18 protein-coding genes are annotated in these 22,372 nt (G+C 55.9%); all 18 read right to left on the bottom strand.

From position 1 onward, the window contains the following. Entirely contained in the window at nt 1-3,195 is a 3,195-nt protein-coding gene (locus tag ACKXF7_RS11710) for a YodL domain-containing protein (protein WP_423741379.1), read from the bottom strand. Nucleotides 3,196-3,293: 98 nt separating this feature from the next. Next, nucleotides 3,294-5,366, bottom strand: a complete 2,073-nt coding sequence (locus ACKXF7_RS11705; RefSeq protein WP_423741378.1) for a DNA topoisomerase 3 — start codon at nt 5,364-5,366, stop codon at nt 3,294-3,296. Next, nucleotides 5,363-6,085 carry a DUF4366 domain-containing protein gene (locus ACKXF7_RS11700; RefSeq protein WP_423741377.1) on the bottom strand — a complete coding sequence of 241 codons (723 nt, stop codon included), beginning with the start codon at nt 6,083-6,085 and terminating at the stop codon, nt 5,363-5,365. Before ACKXF7_RS11700 ends, ACKXF7_RS11705 begins: the two co-directional genes overlap by 4 nt. Next, the gene (locus ACKXF7_RS11695; protein WP_005942334.1) at nt 6,075-6,326 is read right to left on the bottom strand and encodes a DUF4315 family protein; all 252 of its coding nucleotides are present in this window, start codon (nt 6,324-6,326) and stop codon (nt 6,075-6,077) included. Before ACKXF7_RS11695 ends, ACKXF7_RS11700 begins: the two co-directional genes overlap by 11 nt. 18 nt (nt 6,327-6,344) lie before the next feature. After that, the gene (locus tag ACKXF7_RS11690; RefSeq protein WP_423741376.1) at nt 6,345-8,330 is read right to left on the bottom strand and encodes a C40 family peptidase; all 1,986 of its coding nucleotides are present in this window, start codon (nt 8,328-8,330) and stop codon (nt 6,345-6,347) included. After that, nucleotides 8,327-9,223: a DNA cytosine methyltransferase gene (locus ACKXF7_RS11685; protein WP_008982750.1), complete on the bottom strand. Its 897-nt coding sequence runs from the start codon at nt 9,221-9,223 to the stop codon at nt 8,327-8,329. Before ACKXF7_RS11685 ends, ACKXF7_RS11690 begins: the two co-directional genes overlap by 4 nt. Next, a complete protein-coding gene (locus tag ACKXF7_RS11680) occupies nt 9,220-11,622 on the bottom strand; it encodes a VirB4-like conjugal transfer ATPase, CD1110 family (protein WP_423741375.1) in 2,403 nt (800 codons plus the stop codon). The genes ACKXF7_RS11685 and ACKXF7_RS11680 overlap by 4 nt, the downstream gene beginning before the upstream one ends. Beyond that, nucleotides 11,549-11,974, bottom strand: coding sequence for a PrgI family protein (locus tag ACKXF7_RS11675; RefSeq protein ID WP_423741374.1), 426 nt, complete (start codon nt 11,972-11,974; stop codon nt 11,549-11,551). The genes ACKXF7_RS11680 and ACKXF7_RS11675 overlap by 74 nt, the downstream gene beginning before the upstream one ends. 15 nt (nt 11,975-11,989) lie before the next feature. Continuing rightward, entirely contained in the window at nt 11,990-12,853 is an 864-nt protein-coding gene (locus ACKXF7_RS11670) for a VirB6/TrbL-like conjugal transfer protein, CD1112 family (RefSeq protein ID WP_005927770.1), read from the bottom strand. A 103-nt stretch (nt 12,854-12,956) separates the two neighbouring features. Next, nucleotides 12,957-13,172, bottom strand: coding sequence for a Maff2 family mobile element protein (locus ACKXF7_RS11665; RefSeq protein WP_005922889.1), 216 nt, complete (start codon nt 13,170-13,172; stop codon nt 12,957-12,959). A gap of 64 nt (nt 13,173-13,236) precedes the next feature. Beyond that, nucleotides 13,237-15,045, bottom strand: coding sequence for a VirD4-like conjugal transfer protein, CD1115 family (locus tag ACKXF7_RS11660; RefSeq protein WP_423741373.1), 1,809 nt, complete (start codon nt 15,043-15,045; stop codon nt 13,237-13,239). After that, nucleotides 15,042-15,512 carry a PcfB family protein gene (locus ACKXF7_RS11655; RefSeq protein WP_423741372.1) on the bottom strand — a complete coding sequence of 157 codons (471 nt, stop codon included), beginning with the start codon at nt 15,510-15,512 and terminating at the stop codon, nt 15,042-15,044. Before ACKXF7_RS11655 ends, ACKXF7_RS11660 begins: the two co-directional genes overlap by 4 nt. 100 nt (nt 15,513-15,612) lie before the next feature. Next, nucleotides 15,613-16,527 carry a DUF6017 domain-containing protein gene (locus tag ACKXF7_RS11650; RefSeq protein ID WP_423741371.1) on the bottom strand — a complete coding sequence of 305 codons (915 nt, stop codon included), beginning with the start codon at nt 16,525-16,527 and terminating at the stop codon, nt 15,613-15,615. Nucleotides 16,528-17,099: 572 nt separating this feature from the next. Further along, a complete protein-coding gene (locus ACKXF7_RS11645; RefSeq protein ID WP_249236687.1) occupies nt 17,100-17,735 on the bottom strand; it encodes a thiamine diphosphokinase in 636 nt (211 codons plus the stop codon). 18 nt (nt 17,736-17,753) lie between these two features. After that, nucleotides 17,754-18,632 (bottom strand): ribosome small subunit-dependent GTPase A, encoded by an 879-nt coding sequence (gene rsgA / locus ACKXF7_RS11640; protein ID WP_418266060.1) that lies wholly within the window; start codon nt 18,630-18,632, stop codon nt 17,754-17,756. An 11-nt stretch (nt 18,633-18,643) separates the two neighbouring features. Beyond that, entirely contained in the window at nt 18,644-20,551 is a 1,908-nt protein-coding gene (pknB, locus tag ACKXF7_RS11635; RefSeq protein ID WP_423741370.1) for a Stk1 family PASTA domain-containing Ser/Thr kinase, read from the bottom strand. Next, nucleotides 20,551-21,291: a Stp1/IreP family PP2C-type Ser/Thr phosphatase gene (locus ACKXF7_RS11630; RefSeq protein ID WP_339395714.1), complete on the bottom strand. Its 741-nt coding sequence runs from the start codon at nt 21,289-21,291 to the stop codon at nt 20,551-20,553. The genes pknB and ACKXF7_RS11630 overlap by 1 nt, the downstream gene beginning before the upstream one ends. Before the next feature lie 17 nt (nt 21,292-21,308). After that, nucleotides 21,309-22,349, bottom strand: coding sequence for a 23S rRNA (adenine(2503)-C(2))-methyltransferase RlmN (gene rlmN, locus ACKXF7_RS11625; RefSeq protein WP_423741369.1), 1,041 nt, complete (start codon nt 22,347-22,349; stop codon nt 21,309-21,311). Between the last annotated feature and the right edge of the window lie 23 nt (nt 22,350-22,372).

Genomic DNA, 22,372 nt, shown 5'->3' with positions numbered 1-22,372 from the left:
TTACACCTCCAATTCTTTTGTCTTTTCCCGTGGCGGCGTTTGCTTGCTCTGCTCCTTTTTTGCGGCATCCAGCTGTACCCGGATGGACGGCTTTTTCGGCTTGGCTGTGCGGGACTTCTTGGCTTTTGGTGCCTTTTCCTCGGCCTTGACTGCGGCGGCAAGGTCTGCCAGAGAGATTTGTTCTCCGGCCTTTGCTTTGGCCTCCAATTCGCCCAGAGAGGGCGCATTGTTCAGCACACCGTCAATCATGTTTTCGTTCTGTTCGGTGGAAAGCTCTGCGGTGCGCAGAGGATTTTCCTGCAAGAACTCCGGCACCTGCTGGAAGCCAACACTGTCGCAGTAATGGGCGGTGTCGTGGCCGTTCTGATGCAACACCACCACATCCGAAACGGACAGCGAATGCCCCTTAAAGTCTGCCGGATGGTCTACATTGAATGTACGGTAGATGTCCTCCAATGTGGTGCCAGCAGCCAGCGGCGCGGTGTACACTTCCGTATAGTTGGACTTGTCCACGGTCCGGCCAGCGGCTTGCAGGCGGTCGTAAGGTTCAAAACGGTAATCACGGGTGGAATCCTTATTACGCAGCTGATAGATGGAAAAACTGTCCTGCTGCGGTGCCTCAAAGCCTGCCGCCGCATATTCCTCAACCGTCATTCCAGCAGTGGCCGCTTCCTGCGCGATTTCGGCCTGCACCTGTGCCTTATAGTCCTGCAAGCTCTGGTCAAAGTCAGCCAGCTTGGGCGGTTCCGGCAAGTTATACTGGCCTTGGTTAAGCAGCGGGCGGCAGTCCTGCACATAGGCAACAACAGTGTTGTAATAGGCAGCCTGTTCCGGCGAAATGTTCTGTTCCTCCCGCAAAGCGGTGGTGGCTGCCCGCTCCATGGCTGAAAGATTGCAATGCTGTTTGAGGTACGGGATAAACTCGGTCAGCACCATTTCACGCTCTGCCTTGTCCTGCTCCCATGCTTCCGGGCCTTTGTTATGCAGAACAAAATTCTTCCAATTTTCATCTTTAGTGTAGTATTCGTGGTAGTTCTGGATATGTTGAACCAAAGAGCCCTCTCCGTCACCAAAATCCTGCCGTCCCTCGTAGTTATCGGGCTGGCCGTTCATAGTAAAGTCAATGCGGAAGGCTGTTTTGTCGTACCAGCCGCCCGTGTAGCCATCCTTTTCCCGGTCCGTATGCTGGGCTGTGTCCAGTTCTTCAAAAACACGATTCGCCATGGACAGCGGCATGATTTCGCCGTCCTGCAGCTTGTCACTTTCGCTCCAAAGAATTGTGACCGTAGGTTCTGCGGCGGGGTCTGGAATTTTAACGGGTGCGGGAATTTCGTTGGCCTTTTCCGCCGCCTCTTGGAACGCCGCCAGCTTGTCGCCCAACAGGACTTCCGACACTGCGGCTGTCTGCCCCAGCAGATTAAGTGCTTCCTGCCCGGCATCTGGCAGGGTCAGACCGGGCGCGTCCAGCTGGCCGCCGTCCAGAGCCTTGTTGTCTGGGCCGTACAGAGTGTAGTCATAGCCGGAATCGCAGGTCTGGATGAACAGGGTGTTGCCACTGTCCAGCACAAATGCAGTCTCCTGTGCAGCAGAAAGGTCTGCTTCCCGCTGCTGGCGCAGCTCTGCCAGATGTTCGTCCAGTGCAGAGATCAGCTCATGGGCTGTGCTGCGGATAAATTCCAGAGAGGCTTTCAGTTCCGCCAGTTCCCGGCCCGAACTCCATCCGGCCACATAGCCAAACGAATACTCGGACGTGTCCAGCCCGTAGTGCTGGCAGACGGCATAGGCCACGCTTTCGGCCTGCACCTCGCGGGTGCGGCTGTCCGGGCGGTTGCTCTGTTCCGGGGTGTTCGGGTCGATGGTGTGCAGCTTAGCATGGGCGATCTCATGGATGGCTGTCTTGATGGTCTGTAACTGGCTCATGCCCTCTTGGATGGCAATGCGGTTGTCGAGCAGATGAAAGTACCCATGCGCGCCGCCCTCGATGTCCTCAAACCCGATGGGCACCGGAGAAGCCTGCTCCAACGCCTTGAAAAAGTCTTGATAGTCCTGCACGCTGCCGGACAGTTCATCCACGGCAATGGACGGCAGAGGCTCGCCCTCAGTCTGGCTGACATCGAACACGGACACCACCTTGAAAGCCGGAATCTGCACCGTTTTTTCTTCCGTCAGCGGCTTTCCATCCTTATCCAGAATCGGCTTACCCTGTTCGTCCCGCTTTTCCATCTTCTGCTTGACCTTGTACGGCGCAGGGGCCAGAATTTTGATGCCTTTTTCGCCTTTCTTTACGGTGCGGTGGAACGTGTCTTTCCACTTGTTGAAGCCCGCCACCAACTGTCCGCCCTGCATGGCGATCAGCAAGGTGTTGTTGAAACTGTAATTGTGGAATTTTGCCATCGTGGTGAGGTAGGCTTTGTAGTGGTCACTGTCGAACAGCTCTTGAATCCCTGTTTCCAGCCGGTCCGTAATTTCTTTCATCCGTTCCGCGCTGTCTTTGCCGTTCAGGATGATGGGGATAACTTTCTGCGGTTCCGTTTCAGGCTGAACAGGCGGCGGGATGTTGGCCGCATCCCGCAGAACTTCCGGCGCGGGAAAGGACAGCACCCGGTATTCCTCCGGCACGGGCTGGCCCTCGTGGACTTTCTGCCACTCGTCCCCGCTTTTGACAAGGTAGCCGTACTGGGTGAACGCACCCTGTTCCTGCTGAGCCACATACCGGCCAAACTGTGCCGTGTCGATGCCGCCTTTCCATTCTTCCGGCATATCCACCATGCCGGAGCGATTCAGGTAGTAATCTCCTAGCTGGGCAGGCCCGTGCACATCCGGCAGATGCACATAGTAGTCCACGTTTTCGGGAAAGTCGGTGATTCTCCCGATGCTGAAAAGCTCACTCTGCGGGGCTTGCAAGGCGGCGTTCAGTTCTGCGCGTTCCCCGGTAGAGAGTGTTTCCAGTCGTGATGCCAGAAAGTTCAGTTCGTCCACATTGGATGCCAGCACCATGTTGTAGGGGATGGCAAAACGCTTTTCTTCCTCGGCAAAATAGCCGGAAATGAAAAGGCCCTGCGGATTATCGGACGAAATGCCGATTTGCCGCAGGGCCGCTTGTACCTGTTCGGTTGTAGTGGGCAGGTCCAGCCAGATGCCATCCCTGCCTTGCTGCTGCCGATTTTGCAGCTGGATGGAAAATAATTCGCTCATTTGGTCACACTCCTTTTTTGCTATCCTACGGATAGAGAGAGCCGGTTATGGCAAAATGAATGCTTCACCTTACCATAACTGGCCCTCGTATTTTTGCCTTACTCTTTGCGCTCTACCCGGTAATTGACGTACTTGCCTCCCGTATCTGCCAGAAGCACCGTTGCATCATAGGTTTTGCCTGTTTTCTCGGAGTAGAGGCCCTTGACCTTTGCCTTACCGTTTTTGAGCAGAGCGGCGGCGATCTTCGGGGTGAACGCCTTTTTTCTCTGCTCAAAGAAGCGGTCATTCTTCCACATTACGAACTGACAGCCACGATTTCCGCAGTAGAAGTTTTTCTTGCCCTCGTAGACGTTTTCACCACACCGGGGACACTTGCCGATGATGACCCGTTCCGACTGGAACAGGTTTTGTTTGTCCGCGCTGATGCAGGAGTAGGTCTTGACCAGCTGACGTACCTGCGCTTCAATTTCGGCCATGAACTCGTCCGGGTCTGCATTGCCCTTGGCAATCTCGGTCAGACGGTTTTCCCATTCAGCAGTCAGAGCGGGAGAGGTCAGGCTTTCCGGCAGAACCACCGCCAGATTGATGCCGTCCTTAGTGGGGACAAGCTGTTTGCCCTTGCGCTGCACAAAGCCCATTTGCACCAATTTTTCCAGAATCGCGGCGCGGGTGGCGGGCGTACCCAGCCCCTTGCGTTCTGCGTTTTCCGGCATATCCTCGGCTCCGGCCCGCTCCATTGCCGACAGGAGCGTATCTTCGGTGTAGGTTTTTGGCGGGGACGTGAAATGTTCCGAAATGTCAGTTGTCACGGAAAAGTTCTGTCCCTCGGCCAGTTCCGGCAGTGCGTTCAAAACTTCTTCCTCGGTATCGGCTTTCAGGGTGGCGCGGAACCGTTGGTCGATCTCTTTCCAACCGGGAACAAGCACCGTCTTTCCTTTGGCGGCGAACTCGTTCCCTGCACAGGAGAACACAGCAGTCACAGTTTCGTACTCATGGGGTGCAGCCACCGCGCAGAGCAGCTTGGAGCAGACAAGGTTCATCAGCTTGCACTCACTTTCCGCAAGGCCAGTGAAGCCCTGCTTTGCAAATTCGGCTGTGGGAAAGATGGCGTGGTGGTCCGATACCTTTTTGCTGTTCAGAATCCGGCCCACTTTCGGGGTCAAGTCAAGCCCTTGGGCAAAGGGCAGCAGCCCCAGCAGGTCGGACACAAGATGTTGTACCGTCTGGCCCATATCCTCGGTCAGATATTGGCTGTCCGTGCGGGGATAGGTCAGCAGTTTCTTTTCGTAAAGCTGCTGGGCATAATCAAGGGTCTGTTTTGCCGTAAATCCGAACAAGCGGTTTGCTTCCCGCTGCAAGGTGGTCAGGTCATAGAGCTTGGGCGGCTGTTCTGCCTTTCTCTCACGCTTGATAGAAGTACAGATGGCAGATGTTCCGGCACAAGTAGATTTCAAAGTGTTGGCCTCGTCCATGCTGGCAATGCGCCCACTGTCTGCTTTCAGGCTGCCGGAATGGATGCCGACCGTGTAATACTTTTCTTTCTGGAAGCGCAGAATTTTTGCATCCCGGTCCACCAGCATTTTCAGTGTCGGGGTCTGCACCCGGCCTACCGTTAGGGTTTTGTGATACAACACCGAAAACAGTCGCGTTGCATTGATGCCCACCAGCCAATCCGCCTTTGCGCGGCAGAGGGCCGACTGGTACAGAGCATCATAATCCGAATCCGGGCACAGGTTTGCAAAGCCCTCCCGGATGGCGGCATCCTCCATGCTGGAAATCCAGAGCCGCTTTACGGGTTTCGTGCAGCCGGCCATTTGGTAGACAAAGCGGAAGATCAGTTCTCCCTCCCGGCCTGCGTCGGTTGCGGCAGTCACACTGTCCACATCCGGGCGGTTGAGCAGAGAGCGCACAATTTCAAACTGCTGTTTCTTTTCGTCCGGGACAATGAACTGCCACGGCTGGGGCAGGATGGGCAAATCTTCATACTTCCACTTGCAGTATTTTTCATCGTACTGGCCCGCCTCGGCAAAGGACACCAGATGCCCGATGCACCAGCTGACCAGATACCCGCCACCCTGCCAGTAGCCGGTTTGTTTTTCGCTTGCCCCGATCACGGCGGCGATGCTACGGGCCACACTGGGCTTTTCGGCGATCACCAGCTGAAAGCTCATGTTTCGTCCTCCTGTCCGTCCTCTGAATGAATTTCGATTTCAGCCGGTTCCTCGTCTGCATCCTCGTCCTCGCCAAAATCGTATTCGTCCAGATCATCGTGCCCGGTGGTATCGGCCTTGGGCTTGTGGAACTTGAAATAGTAGAGTGCTGCGCCGCCGCCAGCCAGAGCCAGTACCAGCAAGATAACCAGACTGCCTATGCTGGATTTCGGCTTTTCCTCCGGCGTTTCGGTGTCAGTTTTCACAGCTTCCGGGGCCGTGCAGTTGCGCAGACTCTTTTCACACAAGGGGCAGTTTTCGTTGACGTTCCCGGCCTCACATTTCACCGTGCAGGTGCAGAACTCGGTGTCCTGCGGTTCTTCATCCAGCAGGGCCAGCAAGTCGGCATCGTCCACTTGGTTCAGGAAGTGAACGGACGTTTCCTTGTCCTCGTTGGCACGGTCAATGAGAATGTAAAAATAATTCCCGGCCTTGGTGGTCACTGTGATAAGCTGTTTGTCCCCATAGAAATCATCCACCAGTGTTGCGTTGCCTTTGGGCGTGATGGACACGCCCTCCGGCTCCATGCCGCCCGTGGTGGGTTCTTCTTCGATAATCTCCGGCAGAGGTTCCGGGGCAGGGTCAGAGCCGCTTGCAAAGGCGGGCATGGAGAACGAACAGAGGCAGAGCAGGATAGCCAGCAGTCCGGCAGCGAAACGGTTCCAGTTATCAGGTTTCATCGGCGGCATCCTCCTGTTTGTGGTACGGTGTGGCGGTGGGTGCAGCATTCAGCGCACCGCTGCGCAGGAAGGCCGCGAACTCGTCCGGCTTCATGTTCATGCTGCGCACCAGCTGAATGATCTGCAAATTTTCCTGTTCAGTCTTTGCAGCTTCCAGTTCTTTCAACTGCTGCTGGTATTCAGAGATTTTTTCTTTGAGCCGTTCGATGTCGCGCTCAATGCGGGAAAGTCTTTTTGCCATACAAAATCCTTTCTGGCGTCACGGTAAACGCCCATAGCTGTAAAAATGTTCTTGCCAATATTTTGAGTTGAGGTTTGTGTAAGAGATAGGGTCGCCGCAGTGCAGCATGATGGAATTGCCTACATAGATACCGCAATGGCTCACGCCGGGGGTATCGTAGGTTCCCTTGAAAAACACAAGGTCGCCCGGTTTGACCTGTGCGGCCGAAACAGGAGTACAGAAGTTGCAAAGGCCCTGTGCGGTCTGACGGCCCACGTTCCAGCCGGAGTGATTCAGCACCCACGAAATGTAGCCGCTGCAATCAAAGCTGGTGCTGGGTGAACTGCCGCCCCACACATACGGGTAGCCGATGTACTTCGTGGCTTCCTCCATCATGGCGGCAAACCTATCATCCTTTAGTGCTTCCGGGGGAATATCGTAGTAGGTGGGCTGCTTGATGGTGGACGCATTGGGGTACTGTGCCTGCCCGAACAAATCCGGCCGGTTGCCCAGCGTGCGCATATAGAGCGAATAGGCACTGAGCTGTTCTTCGGTCAGCACTTCCACGGGCAGATGGGACAAATCTTTGTTCTTCAGCTTGACCGTACAGATGTAGTATTCATACGGCTCTTGGTAGGTGATAACCTGCGGCACACCATACGGGCCAATAATGACCATCATTTTTGTACGGTAACGTATCTGCATGGTCACGGTCTCGGTCAGGATGTACTGCTTTTCAAAGAGCATTTCAAGTTCGCCCTGCACCTCGGCCAATGTAAAAACGCCATCATGGAGCGCGGACAAAATCGAGATCAGCACATAGGGGTCATGCTCGATTTCGTCCAGATAAAAATGGTATTCATCGTAGTTGTGGGTGGCCTCGTAGGTGTCGAGATACCGTTGTAGTTTTTGTTCCAGCTTGGCGTAGGCTTTCTCTGCACCCAGCATATCCTTGTCCTTGGAAAAGTAAGAGGATGCCGTCACGCCGGTTCCAGCGGTGCCCGCCATCACGGTGCAGGACTGCAACCCCGTTATCAGGAGCAGAGCCAGCAGACCGAACACCGCCACGATCAGGATGGTTTTCCAGTTCCGGGCCGCAAATTCGGCCACCCGTTCGCCGCCTTCGGCTGCCAGCTTTGTTACCCGGAAACCATTTTCTGCGGTGGCGGCTGCACCCTGTGCGGCGGCTTGTCCGGCCTGCCGTGCAGCTTTGGCGTACTGTTGCTTGATACGCTGTTTCTGCCACATCCGGGAAATGGGATTGCTGGCGGACTGCGCGATCTGCGGATTGTCCCGCAAAGATTTCTGGTAAAAGTATTCTGCATTGGCAGACATGAGCTGACGCTCTGCCTTTTCCACGGCCTTGTAGGGCTTCATCTTGTGGTGCCGGATGCCGCTGCGGATGGCTTTGGCGGTCTGATGCTCCACCAGTTCTTCACCCTTGTGGCCACCCTCCACACCCACATTTTCGTGTTCGACCTCATGGATTTTTCCGTGAGCGAACAGCAACGCTTCTGATAGCGGGCGGCTGGCCGGGTTTGGTTTCAGGCTGGGCGGGCCTTTGTCCTGCTGCTCAAAACGCAGGGTGGATTTCGCCTTGCCGCTGGCGGCATCGTAGATTTTTTCCTTGACCGGGACACGTTTTTTCGGCAAAGCAGCGCGGGCCGCATCCAGCTTGTCGGCTTTCGCTTCCGCCTTTTGGATGTACGGCTGCAACGCCGGGTCTGCCCGTTCGTCCTCGGTCAGTTCCAGACGGGCAGCGGAACGGTGCAGACCATCTTCACTTTTGGCGGTGGCCGCTGTTTCTGCTGCCTTTTTCGCTTTCTTTTTATTTTTATGCCCGTCCTTGATGTCCTCGGCCCGTTCCAGAATTTTTTCGGCCTTGCCCTCGGCATCCGTGGAATAATCCTGTTCCGCTTCCCGGCAGGAAACATTCTCCACAGTGCCGTCAGCCTGATTTTCTACCACCAGACCGTCACGGGTCATGGTCTGGGTGACTTTGGCTTTTGCCTGCAATTCTTTCAAGGTTCTTCACCTCCCATCGGACAGCGGCCCGTTTCAATGTCCGCAATGTATTTGAGAATCGGGAACACCTGCGGCGGCGAAACTGCATTGCCCAGTGTTTTCATCCGCTTGCTGCGGTTCGGCACCTCTTCGGTCAGGCGCGGGATGTCGGCGGGTTCTTCGGCCCAAAGGGAATGTCCGTCCATTTGCGCGGGAAACCCATCAGCCACTCTACCCAGTCCGGGTTGAGGTAGGGCCTTTCCAGCGTGGTGGGGGTCATCCGGTAGACCACATGAGAGAGCCGCGCCGTCCATGCTTTGCCATCCTTGTTCATCTTGCGATAGCTGCCGTTCGCAGAGATTTGGATGTCCAACCCCTTGCCCACATCCCCGGTGTCGCTGGCAAGGGGTGTGGGAAGCAGCGGAGCCGATGATGAATACCCGTTTCCGTTCGTGCCACGCGCCAACGGCAGCAGCAGGTAATACGAAAACCCGAACATCGTAACCTGCCTGCTCCAAGTCAATGAGCGTTTTGTCGAGCCCCATACGGAGGAAGCCAGCAACATTTTCTCCAAGCACCCAACGGGGCTGCAATTCCCGGATGACCCGCAGCATTTCGGGCCACAGGTAGCGTTCATCGTGGAAGCCGCGCTGCCGCCCTGCGGTGGAGAACGGCTGGCACGGGAAGCCACCTGAAATGAGGGTGACGGTGCGAAGTCCTGTTTTTTCAAAGAAAGCCTCCTTTGTTACAGTGGTGATGTCCTGAAAACGGGGCACTTCCGGCCAGTGGCTTGCCAGCACAGCGGCGGGAAATGCCGCCCACTCGCATTGACAGACAGAGGTAAACCCCGCTGCTTCCGCGGCAAGGTCGATGCCGCCGATGCCGGAAAACAAGCTGAAATGTGTTAAGCTCATAGCTCCACCACCTCGCTGAGCCGGGTGGTCATGATCTTATAGAGCTGTGTGTTTTTCGGGATGGGGTTGGAAAACGGAAGCACCACGTTTTCAAAAATCAGCAGTCCTTCGCCCGGTTCCGAATTGTCGATGTACTTCTGCTGGTCTGCGGAGAGGTTCAGCCGTTCCGAAAGGATTTTGCGGTCGCCGGATGCCTGATTCAGCAGCGTGATGAAGTCGCTGTTTTCCAGAATGTTCTCAATCTCCGGGGAAGAAAGAAGGTCCTTCACATTCTGGGTGGCGCCCGTGGGCACGCCGCCCCATTTGCGGAAGCGTTTCCAAATCTCGGCACTGTACGCAGCGGTCTGTTCCTCTTTCAAGAGCAAGTGGAACTCGTCTGCAAAATACCATGTGGCCCGGCCTTGGCTGCGGTTCTGGGTAACGCGGCCCCATATCTGGTCTTGGATAATGAGCATCCCCAATTTCTTTAACTGTTTGCCCAGTTCTTTGATGTCAAAGGCCACAAGCCGGTTGTGGATGTCCACATTCGTTTTGTGGTTGAACACATTCAGCGAGCCGGACACATACAAGTCCAATGCCTGCGCTACTCGGTCCGCTTCCGGCAAGTGCTGGTCGAGCAGGGCTTGGTGGAGGTCAGACAAAATCGGCATATTCTCCGGGCAGGGGTTTGCCAGATAGGGGCGGTAGATAGCTTTCACGGCACGGTCTATCACGGTGCGCTCAATCGCTTCCAGACCTGTTTTGCCGCCCATGACCAGTTCACAGAACGACAGCACAAAATCCGATTTTAGGGCCAAAGGGCTGTCATCTTCGGAGTAGTTCAGGTTGATGTCCAGCGGATTGACATAGTCCTTGCTGGTGGGCGAAAGTTTAATGACCTGTCCATGCAGCCGCTTGACCAGCGGGTAATACTCGGCCTCTGGGTCTGAAATAAAAATATCGTCAGCGGTCGTTAAAAACACACTGACGATTTCAGACTTGCAGCTCATGGATTTTCCGCTGCCGGGCGTGCCCAGCTTTAGGCCGTTGGGACACCGGGCCTGCTTGCGGTCCAGCATGATCATGTTATGGGATTTTGCGTTGATGCCGTAGTACATGGCCGCGCCGCTCTGGAAAAGCTCCTGCGTTACAAAGGGCACGAACACCGCCACGTTGGAGGTGGTAAGGCTGCGCTGAATCTTTATCTGGTTGATGCCCAGCGGAAGGCTGGACACAAGGCCCTGCTCCTGCTGGTAGTCCAGCCGGACAAGGGAGCAGTTGTACTTCTGCGCCACACCCGCCGCTTGGAACACATCGTTGCCCAGCTTTTGCTTGGTGTCGGCCACGTTCAGCACTAAAAAAGTCAGCATGAACAATCGCTCATTTCTTGTTTGCAGTTTGTTCAGCAGCTTTTTGGCATCCTCGCCGTAGGTGGCAAGGTCGCTGGGGAGGATATCCATGTCGTACCCGGAACGGACAGCCTTTTTCTGTTCCTGAATCTTCATGGCGTCAAGGTCTGTGATTTTTCGCTTGATGGTTTTGATGGCCTCGGTCTGGTCGATGGCCTGCACATGGAGATTGACGAGAATGCCGCTTTCCGTTTTGAGGAAGTCGGCCAGCATTTCGTCCGAAAGTTCCGGCGCAAGGATTTGTAAAAAGCTCACAGCTCCATACTTGCCGCCCAAACCAAAGGTTTTAGCCGTACCGAAACAGAGGGAGGACGGAGCCACAAAATCTTTGGTGGACAGGCCGGAGGGTGCCAGCCAGTCCCATTCAAAGCGGAACGGTTCGCCGTCCGGGTGGAAGATGCCATGCAGAACCTCCAAACGCTCCTGCCCGTCCATGACGTGTGCCACGCAGCCCATGGTCTTAAAGTAGCCCAGCAGATCAAGGCCAATGCGGGTCAGCCGAGCCCGCGCAGTTTTCAGGTTGTCGGCCTCGATGGTGAACGTCAGGTACTTGGTTTTGACAATGCCGTTATTTCCGCTGGCAAGCTGCTTTTGCAGGATGGCGGTGTACTCGGCGCGGATGTCGTCAAAATCGTCTCCCCGCGGTGTGATCTCAAAACTTTTTGCGTACTGCACTGGGTCAACCTTGCGATTCAAAAACGAAAGCTGCACATGGATGGAGGCATCCACATAGTTGTAGAGGTCGCACAGGTGTTCAAAGATGGCGGTTCTTGTTTCCGGCTGGGCCAGCTGATAACTGATGTCCTCAAAGGCAATGCACTTGGAGAATGTGCGTCGGTCAATGCGGCACACACCGTCCGGGTAGATGGCCTCATATGGGATGGTGGCCTGTGCCGTGCGGGGCTTGCCGTCACCCTTGTACTTGCGGAGAACGGCATCAATTTCTTTTTTCTGGGTGCGGGTGAGCTTTTTGGGCTTTTCGGTTTCGCGGGGTGTCGCTTTTCTGGACAATGGCCTTTACCTCCTGTTCCATTTTGTATTGCCGCGCAAGGGCGGCGTAAGCGTTGTTGGTCTGATACGGCCTTTCCTTGGGGCGGATAAAGCAGCACTGAATCATTTGCTGAATCACCACTTCAAGGGGCTGGCCGTGCCGCTCGAACAGAGCGAACAGCAGCCCCGGCAGCATGGCAAAAATCATCAGCAGGGCCGCTGCACTGTTGGAAAGATAGTTTCGGGCCAAAAAATAAAGCGGTCCGCCCGTTAAAAGCGCACCGCCGAAGCAGACCAGCTGCCGCTTGGTCAGCCCGAATAAGACTTTGGATTTTACATGGGTCAAATCTTTGGGAACGGTCACATACGCCATTCAAACGCTCCTTTCTCAATGGGCACCAAACACGGATTTGCTGATGCTGCCGGTCTTGAACAGACAGAAACAGAGTAGCACGGTGTAGCCCATGCAGCCCCAGATAGCCCCGGCAATGTCCGCAGCGCCCGAAATGTTGCGTATCAGCACCGCGTAAATGCCCACGACAATCATAATCAGGAACGCTTGGAAACCCAGTGCCAGCAAAGACTTCAAGTAGTTCTGCCCGGTGCTGCGCCACTCGCTGCTGCCCATGGTCGCCAGCGGGATAGGCCCCAGTGCGGTCACAACATAAATCTCGATCATGCGGCCGTAGGTCACAAGGAAAATACAGATAGACAGGATGTTCATGGTCAGGCCCACCACAAGGGTCTGGAACCACAGGCTGAGCAGACTGCCAATGGTCATGCTTTCCAGCTGAAATTCCAGTCCGGGTATCAGGCGGTCAAAGTGGATGGATGTTTCACCGATGATAACGCCGGAACTTTGGTTGACAACGCTCTGGGTGGCATCGAACACGCCCATGACGATATTCCATGTATTGCTGACAATGAGGATGGCAAATGCAGACTTGAAAATCCAGCGGAAGAACATGGAGGTGTCGAAGTCGTGCATATTGTTCTTTTCGGTAATCATCTGGATAAGCTCATGGCACATCACAAGGGCAAGGATAGCCGCTGCAATGGGCAGCACCACCGTTTCGGAAAGACTGCGCAGCATATTGAAGATGCCGCTGTTCCACGCCTGCGGGGTAGAGCCGACATCCGAAGCGATTTCGCCCACCTTGGCGTTCACGTTATCGAACAGGCCGGAGAGGTTGCCCGTGATGCCATCTATCAAAATGCCTTTTATCCATTTCTCGATGATCTCACTAATCAAGCAAAGATACCTCCTTTCCCGCGCCCTCCCATGTGAGAGGGAGAGCGCGGAGTAGGATTTTAAGTGTTAGTTGTTCGGAAAATTGTGGGCAGCGATGCAGGGCTTAGCCCAGCAGCCCGGACAGCAGCGGGACAAGGGTCACGCCGATCAGGGCAACGCCGCCGCCCGCGACCAGCTGCTTCACGCCCTGGCTCTTGCTGCCGGGGTTATCCTGTCCATAGCCCTCCAACAGGTTGATGCCACCCCAGACACACAGGGCACCGCCCAGACCGACAACAATCGTCTGCAAAGTATCGACTGCGCTGTTGAAAAATTCCATAAGGTCCTCACTTTCTGCCGCTTGTTCTGCGGCACTCAAAATTGTTTTTTCAAAAAATACCGCCTTATTCGGCGGCTGCATTTTCATCCGACAGGTCAATTTCGTACAGGTCAAAACTTTCGTCCTGTGCGACCACCTGCTGCCGCTTCCGGCGCAGGGTGGATAAGAACCTGTCCACATCAAAGGTGTTTTTCTTGTCCGCGTCTGCAAGGTACTTGTAGTGCGGGTGTTTGGTAATGTCGAACTTTTCCGAGAAGAACGGCCTCACACCCCGCAGCTGCAAAATACATTTGCCGCCGTCCATGATTGCAATTTCGTCCTCTGACATCAACGCCTTTCCTAATTTTTGATAGTTCAGTCCGTGGGAGGTTTGAGAACCCCGGTTCTCGCTGGTGTTGAAACTGTCGATGGTTTCTTTCCCCAGCGCATCGGAGATCTCTTTGGCATTCTTGCCCCGCCCACTCAAAAAGAGAACAGAATCGCAGTTGTCTGAAATGATTTCGGCCGCATCTTTGTAGATGGCTTTCAGCTGCGACTGGCTCTGCAAAATGATGGATGCCGAGATTTCCCGGCTGCGGATGGTGGCAATCAGCTTGTCGAAGTTGGGAATCTGCCCGATGTTGGCGAACTCGTCCAGAATCAGCCGCACATGGACAGGCAGCCGACCGCCGTATTTATCATCTGCACGGTCACACAGCAGGTTGATAAGCTGGCTTTGAAGCATGGCAAGAATGAAGTTGAAGGTGGTGTCCGTGTCGCTCATAATCAAAAACAGCACGGTCTTTTCATCCCCGATGGTGTCCAGCTCCATTTCATCGTTCTCCATCAGCTCCCGCACCTCCCGGATGTCAAATGGGGCTAAACGGGCACCACAGCTTATCAGGATGGAAGAACGGGTCTTGCCCGCCGACAGCAAAAACTTTTTGTACTGTCGGACGGCGAAGTGGTCCGGGTCTTTCTGTTCCAGCCGCTCAAACATGAGGTCCACCGGGCTTTGAAAGTCCGGGTCATCTTCACGGGCTTCACTGGCGTTTATCATTTCCAGCAGGGTGGTGAAGTTCATTTCTTCTGCCGGGGCCTCGTACCAGATGTAGCCAATGAGTGCGGTGTAGAGCAGCCGTTCCGACTTCACCCAAAAATCTTCCGCCGATTTTTCACCCTCGCCCTTGGTGTTGGCGATAAGGGTATTCACCAGCTTCAGCACATCCTTTTCCGAGTGGATGTAAACAAACGGGTTGTACTTCATGGACTTGGAAAAGTTTATCGTGTTCAGGATTTTCACCCGGTAGCCTGCCCGCTGGAACATTTGGCCTGTTTCCAGAACCAGTGTGCCTTTCGGGTCTGTGACCACGAATGAGGTGGGATAATCAGACGTGGGAAAGCATTGCATGAGGTTGGGCTTGACGTAAAACCGGGTCTTGCCGCTGCCGGAGCCGCCGATCACCAGCACATTCTTGTTCCGGGCCGTCTTGGGGTCCTTGGGCCGCCCGGTCATGGTCAGGCGTTCGGTCTGGGTCAGTAGGATGTTGTTTTCAAACTTGGGGTCGATGTACGGGGCAATGTCTTTGGCGGTGCCCCACCGGGCAGAACCGTATTCCTCGCCCTTGCGGTACTTCTTGGCGTTCTTGCCCTTGCTGTACACGATGAGCCGGACAGCCACCGCACCAACAACGCCAACACAGAGGTCAAACAGATGCAGGCTGGGCAGCGGGCTTGCAAAGGCGACAGAGATGCCGCCCGTCAGGTGGAGCAGCTTTGCCGAAGTATCTGCGCCCGCCGCAAGACGGTACGCCTGCCCGCATTTGGCAAACAGGTACACGAACAGCAGATACGGCAGATTCAGCAACAGCAGCTTTTTCAGTTCAGGCTTCATCGTTCCAGCCCCCTTTGCTTGATTTTTTCCTTCGCACGTTTCGGCTGCTGGGCGGCTTTCTGCTTGGCTGCTGCCAGCACCTTGCGGATAGAGGGCCGCTGCTCCTTGGTGAGCGTTTTGGCCGTGAACTCCCGGAACGCCTGTTCCAAATTGTCCGCATCCTTGGCCTTGAAGATCACGATGTAGTGGGGCGGCTGGGTGGTCTTGTCCTTGCGTAAGGTGAAGTCCACGCCGTACTTCTTGGCGCAGGGCTTAAACGCCCTGATGTTCGCTTCCGTGACTTCAATGTTGGTCAGGGCCGCGCCGTGGGCTTTCAGCTGTTTCAGGCTTTGCTTGCCGTGGTGCAGCTTTGGCCCCTTGGCCCGGTGCTGCAAATATTTTTTCAGGGCGGCTTGCAGCGCTTGGGCGGTGAGCTTGCCCGTTTTCATGGACAGGGCAATAGTTTTCTGGGTGACTTCTTCCTGCAATATGAATCCCTCCTTGTTGCAGAAAATTCAGAGCGGCAGCTAGGGTGGAACCACCAGCCGCCGCAGGTAAAGGGTTCTCATGGGTGGACACTCCTTTCGGTCAGTTGTTGGGCGGGCGGCCCCAATCGGGCTGTGCCATGTCGTGCGCCACAAGGGACGCATAGTAGCTGTTGATGGTGCTGGGGGCGTTGAACAGCATGGCCCGCAGGTATTGCTTGATGTTACGGACTTTGGTGGTGTTATCCCGCAGGCAGTCCATGACGAACTCGATGTGATGGCTGTCCAGCTTCAAGAATTTCGCCTTGACCAGCTCTGCCGGATAATCGTCCCCGGCAACCCGGATGGACTTGCGGCTGGTACAGACAGTTTCCAGCAGGATGTCCACGATCTCGTCCAGTTGTTCCCGGTCTATCCGGGGATTCTGGATGAGGGTGTCATACTCGATGTTCTCCAAAATCAGGTCCCGGTAGATTTGATAGGCCGTTTCCTTTCGGCTTCCAGTCCGTTCCGGCGGCGGTGCCGCTGCCTCGTCCTCGTCCAAAGGCAAGGGGTTTGGGGAATGGATAGGAATGGAATCGGTATTTAATCCCTCTTTCTTTTGTTTTTCTGTAATTAGTTTATCTTTATTTAATTGCATTGGATTTTCCAACGTAGGGTTTTCCTGCGTGGGATTCTCCAACGTTGGATTTTCCAATGTAGGTGAAACCGATGCAGGAATGGGCTGCGGCAGCTCAAAGATTACATAGTCTGCGCCGCGCAGCCGCCCTTTCTCATCCCGTTCTCTGGAACGCTGGATGTAGCCCGCCTGTTCCAGTTCCCGGATGGCCTGCCGTATCGCGTCTATGCTTTCCCGGTTGATACGGGCCAGTCCTTGCAGGGTGTAGTCCCAATCTTCCGGCAGGGAGAGCATTTGGGAGAGTAAGCCTTTGGCTTTCAGGGACAGGGCCCGGTTCCGCAGGTGGTGGTTTGACATGACCGTGTAGCCGCTGTTCTTTTCTACCCGAAAAACTGCCATTTCACGGATGCCTCCTTTCGTTGTAAATAAAAAAAGCAGCGTTCATTTGCTCCCGGTGATGGGAGAAGTGAACGCTGCGCGTACTTGATAATTTTTAGGTTGTATGGTATATAAAAGGCAACTGTATTTCAAACACAGCTGCCCATCGGGGTGCGATACAAGCAAATTGCTATCCGACGACCTCAAAAACAAATTGTACTACGATGGTTTTTGAAAAGTCCTGTATCACTACTCGCACCAAAGAATACCCGCGAAGTTGCGTTGAAAATTCGTAACTTCGCGGGTTTTTCGTTTGGCACTGGTCAAATACTGCCAGATACTGCCCAATACTGCCTGATTTTGCGGGAGCAGAAAAAGCACCAACAACAAGATCCCCTCTCTGACGGTACGTCCAGAACAGAGAGGGGATCTTTCAGTTTTCCTTTTTGATGCCGAACAGCCTGCGCAGGATCCCGCGCAAGGCCTTGGGGCTCTGGATCACAATTACCTGCATATGCTCTCCCCTGCCTTTCCGTTTTCTGCTCCATCCTATGCGGGCGGCAGACAAAATGTTCCGGCAGAAGCAGCAGGCATCAGTCCGGGATGGTCTCCACCGCCACCAGCGCACCGCTACGGGTGCTGATGGTGATGCAGTCCGAACCTTCGGCGTACTCGTTGCTGACACCCAGCGGATACGCGGCGGTCAGCTCTGCGTTATCCAACTCATAATAAGAGCCGTGTTCGCACACGCCCTCTGCCCTGCCCTCCATCGGAAAGGCCGAGAAAAAGAAATAATTCTCCTTCGGGTAGCGGCGGGTCTCGCCGGGCATCACGTAGGTGATGCGGCTGCGCTCGTCCAGCAGCGTGGTGCGCACGCCGCGCCGCTCCAGCCCAAGGCCTGTGCACAGGTTTGCAAGCGTATGCTCTACCCGTCTGCCACCAAGGCCGCCCAGCAGCAGCACCTCATCAAAACCTTTTTCTGAGGCCAGCTTTGCGGCATACTCAGTGTCGGTATCATCCTTGACGTGGGGCAGAACGATGATGTCGTCATCCTGCTTTTCCGGGCAGGGGGCGGTGTCAAAATCGCCCAGGATGATATCGGGCTTACAGCCCAGCGGGACACAGTTGCGATAGCCTGCATCGCAGGCAATGATAAAATCGTCCGGCCGCAGGGCCTTTGCCAGCTCCGGCGTGACCGGGCAGGCCGAAATGATCACACAGCGTGACATGAATCTCTTCCTTATCCTTTATACTTTCGGGCGCTGCCAATCCTTTACGTCCTTGACTTCCTCGTACATGGCGCAGTAGCTGTCGTACCGGGTCTGAGAGAGACTGCCCTCTGCCAGTGCCGCGCGCACGGCGCAGCCTTTTTCGCTGCGGTGGGAGCAGCCGGTGAACTGACACTGTCCCAGATAAGGCCCGAACTCCGGGAACGCATGCTCCAGATTTTCCTTGGGGATGAACCCGGCGCGGTTCGCTTCCAGACTGGCAAAACCCGGCGTATCCGCAATGCGCCCGCCAAAGGCTTCAAAGATGGTCACCTCACGGGTGGTGTGGCGGCCGCGGCCCAGCTTCTGGCTGATGGCGCTGGTCTCCCGCTCGGCTTCCGGCAGCAGATGGTTCAGCAGGGTGGACTTTCCCACGCCGGAGTTGCCGCAGAAGGCGCACAGCCGGCCATTGATCCACTGCTTCACCTCGTCCAGTCCTGCACCGGTCTCATAGTCGATGCGGATGAACGGCAGGGTGGATCTTTCGTAGGCAGAGCGCAGGAACTCTGCCTCTGCCAGATCGCCCTTGGTGCACACGATCACCGGCTGCACGCCCTTGTCCACCGCAATGGCAGAAAGCTTATCCAGCACCAGCGTGCTGGGGGTGGGCTGGGTGGTGCTTGCCACCAGAAACAGCAGATCGAGGTTTGCCATCGGGGGGCGCACAAAAACGTTCTTTCGCGGTGCGATCTCCGCAATGACCGAAACACCGTTCTCGGTTTCCAGCGTCACTTCGTCGCCTGCAACCGGCGTGATCTTCTGTTTGCGGAAGATGCCGCGGGGCTTGCACTCCACAATGCCTTCCGGCGTTTTTACGTAGTAAAAGCCGCCGATGCCCTTTGTGATATATCCTTTCATGTGCGCCTCCGTCAGCTCAGCAGCGAGGACCACCAGTCGGTCAGCGGAGTCTGGGAAGGCTCCCCGCTGCCCGCTGTGCCCTGCTCACCACTCGCTGTTGTGCTGGAGGAAGAGGAGGACGAACCACCGCCGAACAGGCCGCTCCACCAGTCGCCGCCTGTCGTGCTGTCGCTGGGTGCTTCCGGTTCCGGTGCAGGCTCCGGCCCGGCACTGACCACGATGTTCACCCGGCCATTCAGCTTTGCGGTAGCGCCTGCCGCCGGGTCCTGACTGATGACGGTGCCCACCGGCTGGTCGCTGTACTGCTCAGACTGGCTGCCCAGACCCAGATGATTCTGCACCAGCAGGGTGCGGGCATCCCCGGCGCTCATGCCAATGAGCGAGGGCACCTTAGTGGTGGTGGCCACCTGCGGGCGGCTGATATAGACCACTACCGTGCTGCCCGCTGCCACCTGACTGCCTGCTGCCGGGTCGGTGCGGATGACCGCACCGGATGCCACTGTGGTATCCACAGCCTGCGTCACCAGCACCGAGACTCCCAGATCTTTAAGCTGCTGCTCTGCATCTGCCTGCACATAGTTGGTCAGATCGGGCACCGTGACATACTGGGTGCCCAGACTGACGGTAAGGGTCACATTCTGGCCCTCACGCACCGTGCGGCCAGAGACCGGCGACTGCTTATAGATATAGCCCGCCGCATAGTCGCTGTTGTACTCCTGCTCCCAGGTAACACTGATCTGGCCGGAGACCACCTGCTCGGTGGCGGCAGCCTCGTCCTGCGTCATGCCGATATAATCGCCCAGCGTGATATCTGCTTTGTTGTTCATCAGGTTGGAGGAATCGTTCAGGATCATCCAGCACAGTGCAAGGCAGGCAAGGGCAAATGCAATGGTGATGCCCAGCAGCGCCGGAAGATAAATGGTACGGCGTTTCTTTTTGCGGGATGCCGTCTTTTTGCTGCGGGGCGCAGGTTTTTCGGCAGGTCGATTTGTGCGGTTCTGGCTCATGGTACGTTTCACCACCTTTTCGGGTGCATCTTCTGTAATATATTTGTACTCGAACATCACGGAGGGATTCTGCACGTAGGCGTCCAGTGCATCCAGCATCTCGCGGGCAGAAGCATAGCGGTTCTGCGGCAGCTTTGCCATGGCTTTTTCGGTGATCTCCACCAGCGCGTTCGGTACCTCCGGCGCGATCTCGTGCAGAGACTTCGGCTTATCCGAGATCTGCTTGATGGCGACTTCCACCATGTCGTCTGCGTCAAAGGGCAGATGACCGCTGAGCATCTCGTACATCATCACGCCCACCGAGTAGATATCGCTGGTGCAGTCAGTCTCATCGCCCTTGGCCTGCTCTGGGCTGATATAATGCACGCTGCCCATGGCCTTGCCGCTGAGCAGCTGATTCTCGGCTCGGGAAATGCGTGCGATGCCAAAATCCATCATGCGCAGCTGACCATTGTCCAGAAGCATGATGTTCTGGGGTTTGATGTCCCGGTGCACCACACCGTTGGCATGGGCGTGTTCCAGCGCTTTTAAGATCTGAGAGATGAAATGCACAGTCTCCCGGTTGGTCAGCCTGCCGCCGCGCTGGTTGAGGTACTCGCGCAGGGTCATGCCGTCCACATATTCCATCACGATATACTGCAGATCATCGTTCACCGAAACATCATATACCTTGACGATGTTCGGGTGATTCAGCAGCGAGATGGCCTTGGATTCATTTTTAAAGCGGCGCACAAGATCCGGGTCATGCATATACTCCTGCCGCAGCACCTTGACCGCCACCACTGTCCCGGCGGGAACAGGGCCGTTCTGGCCAAGCATGACCGCCTTGTAGACGTTCGCCATGCCGCCGGAGCCGATCAGCTCCTTCACCTCATACAGACCATCCAGCTTTTTGCCGATCAGGTTGTCCATCAGCGCACCTCCTCCACACACAGAAGCAGCGCGGTGATGTTATCCGGGCCGCCGTTTTCGTTGGCAGTGCGGATCAGCAGATCCGGCAGATCATAGAACTTTCCCGTGCGCAGCAGCTGTTCCAGCTGTTCTTTGGGCACCGCATTGGTCAGGCCGTCCGAGCACAGCAGCAGGATATCTCCGCTGTGCAGCTGTGCGGTGGCAAACTCCGGTTCCAGCCGGTAGTCCACACCCAGAGCACGGGTGATGATGTTCTTCTGGGGGTGATGCTCGGCCTCCTCCACGGTAATGGTGCCGCAGTCCACCAGCTCCTGCACGTAGGAGTGGTCGTGGGTGAGCTGGGCAAGCTGCCCATCCCGGTACAGGTACGCCCGCGAGTCACCTGCATGGCACAGATACACCCTGCCGGAGCGCACCAGTGCGCATACCGCCGTAGTGCCCATGCCTGCCAGTGCTTCCTCCCGCAGAGCCTTCTGGAACACAAAGCGGTTGGCGCTGAGCAGTGTTTTTTTCAGGAAGGTCTCTTCCTCGCCGGGCAGGCACTTGGAAGCATACTGCTCCTGAAAGCAGCGCTCAATGACATCACATGCGCTCTGACTGGCTTCCCTGCCGCCGCGTGCACCGCCCATGCCGTCACACACCAGCAGCCATGCGGCATCGCCGGGCAGCTCTCCTGCGCGATAATCGTCCTGATTATCCTGCCGGACCCGGCCGACATCCGTTTTTCCTGCAAGTTTCATAGGATACTCCCTCTATTTTACGCTTTCCCGTTCATTTCGTCCCGGCGCAGCTGGCCGCAGGCGGCGCTGATCTCGCTGCCAAGACGCCGGCGCACCGTAGCATTGACGCCAAGGCTCTCCAGCTTCTGCTGAAAGCGGCGCACATTGGCGGCATCGGTAGCCGAATACGGACTGCCGTCCACAGGGTTGATGGGGATCAGGTTCACATGAGCCCCCATGCCCCGGATGAGGTTTGCCAGCTGCTTTGCACAGGCATCCGAATCGTTGACGCCGCGCACCATGGAATACTCAAAGCTCACCCGGCGTCCGGTGGTATCCTGATAGCGGCGCACGGCCTGCATCAGCACTTCCACGGGGTAGGCGTCGTTCACCGGCATCATGCCGCTGCGGATCTCGTTGTTGGGCGCGTGCAGGGACACCGAAAGGGTGAGCTGCAATTTTTTCTCGGCCAGCAGATCGATCTTTGGCACAAGGCCGCAGGTGGAAAGACTGATGTTTCGCATCCCGATGTTGACGCCCTCGGGCGAAGTGATATTTTCCAGAAATTTCATCACTTCGTCAAAGTTGTCCAGCGGTTCCCCGATGCCCATGAGCACGATGTGGGAAATGCGCTCGCCAATATCCTTCTGTGCGGTATAAATTTCGGAGCAGATCTCGCCGGCTTCCAGATTGCGCACCCGGCCTGCCTGCGTAGAGGCACAGAAGCGGCAGCCCATGCGGCAGCCCACCTGAGTGGACACACACACGGTATTGCCGTAGTGGTAGCGCATGACAACGGTCTCGATGCAGTTGCCGTCTGCCATGCGCAGCAGATATTTTACGGTGCCGTCCTTTGCTTCCTGCCGGCGCTCGATCTGGGGTGCTGCGATATAGAAGCTTTCTTCCAGCTTTGCCAGCAGGGTCTTGGGCTGGTCGGTCATAGCAGAAAACTCGGTGACCAGCTTCTGGTGCACCCAGTGGAAGATCTGCTTTGCCCGGAAGCCCGGCTGGCCCATCGCTTTCAGTTCAGCGGTCAGCTCTGCCAGCGTCAGGGAAGAGATACAGCATTTTTGTTCCATTGTGTTCTCCTATTGGTTTTTAC

This window comes from Faecalibacterium sp. 7, from assembly GCF_049562865.1.
GTDB classification, from domain to species: Bacteria; Bacillota; Clostridia; order Oscillospirales; family Ruminococcaceae; genus Faecalibacterium; species Faecalibacterium wellingii.
The sequence above is the reverse complement of the archived record's forward strand: the minus strand, read 5'-3'. Positions and strand labels throughout refer to the sequence as shown.

Coding starts and splice junctions, on each gene's coding strand:
- ACKXF7_RS11685 (WP_008982750.1), bottom strand. CDS start 9,223: ATGAGCTTAACACATTTCAGCTTGTTTTCCGGCATCGGCGGCATCGAC.
- pknB (WP_423741370.1), bottom strand. CDS start 20,551: ATGGACAACCTGATCGGCAAAAAGCTGGATGGTCTGTATGAGGTGAAG.
- ACKXF7_RS11650 (WP_423741371.1), bottom strand. CDS start 16,527: ATGGCAGTTTTTCGGGTAGAAAAGAACAGCGGCTACACGGTCATGTCA.
- ACKXF7_RS11630 (WP_339395714.1), bottom strand. CDS start 21,291: ATGAAACTTGCAGGAAAAACGGATGTCGGCCGGGTCCGGCAGGATAAT.
- ACKXF7_RS11695 (WP_005942334.1), bottom strand. CDS start 6,326: ATGGCAAAAAGACTTTCCCGCATTGAGCGCGACATCGAACGGCTCAAA.
- ACKXF7_RS11700 (WP_423741377.1), bottom strand. CDS start 6,085: ATGAAACCTGATAACTGGAACCGTTTCGCTGCCGGACTGCTGGCTATC.
- ACKXF7_RS11645 (WP_249236687.1), bottom strand. CDS start 17,735: ATGTCACGCTGTGTGATCATTTCGGCCTGCCCGGTCACGCCGGAGCTG.
- rlmN (WP_423741369.1), bottom strand. CDS start 22,349: ATGGAACAAAAATGCTGTATCTCTTCCCTGACGCTGGCAGAGCTGACC.
- ACKXF7_RS11660 (WP_423741373.1), bottom strand. CDS start 15,045: ATGAAGCCTGAACTGAAAAAGCTGCTGTTGCTGAATCTGCCGTATCTG.
- ACKXF7_RS11710 (WP_423741379.1), bottom strand. CDS start 3,195: ATGAGCGAATTATTTTCCATCCAGCTGCAAAATCGGCAGCAGCAAGGC.
- ACKXF7_RS11705 (WP_423741378.1), bottom strand. CDS start 5,366: ATGAGCTTTCAGCTGGTGATCGCCGAAAAGCCCAGTGTGGCCCGTAGC.
- ACKXF7_RS11665 (WP_005922889.1), bottom strand. CDS start 13,172: ATGGAATTTTTCAACAGCGCAGTCGATACTTTGCAGACGATTGTTGTC.
- ACKXF7_RS11675 (WP_423741374.1), bottom strand. CDS start 11,974: ATGGCGTATGTGACCGTTCCCAAAGATTTGACCCATGTAAAATCCAAA.
- rsgA (WP_418266060.1), bottom strand. CDS start 18,632: ATGAAAGGATATATCACAAAGGGCATCGGCGGCTTTTACTACGTAAAA.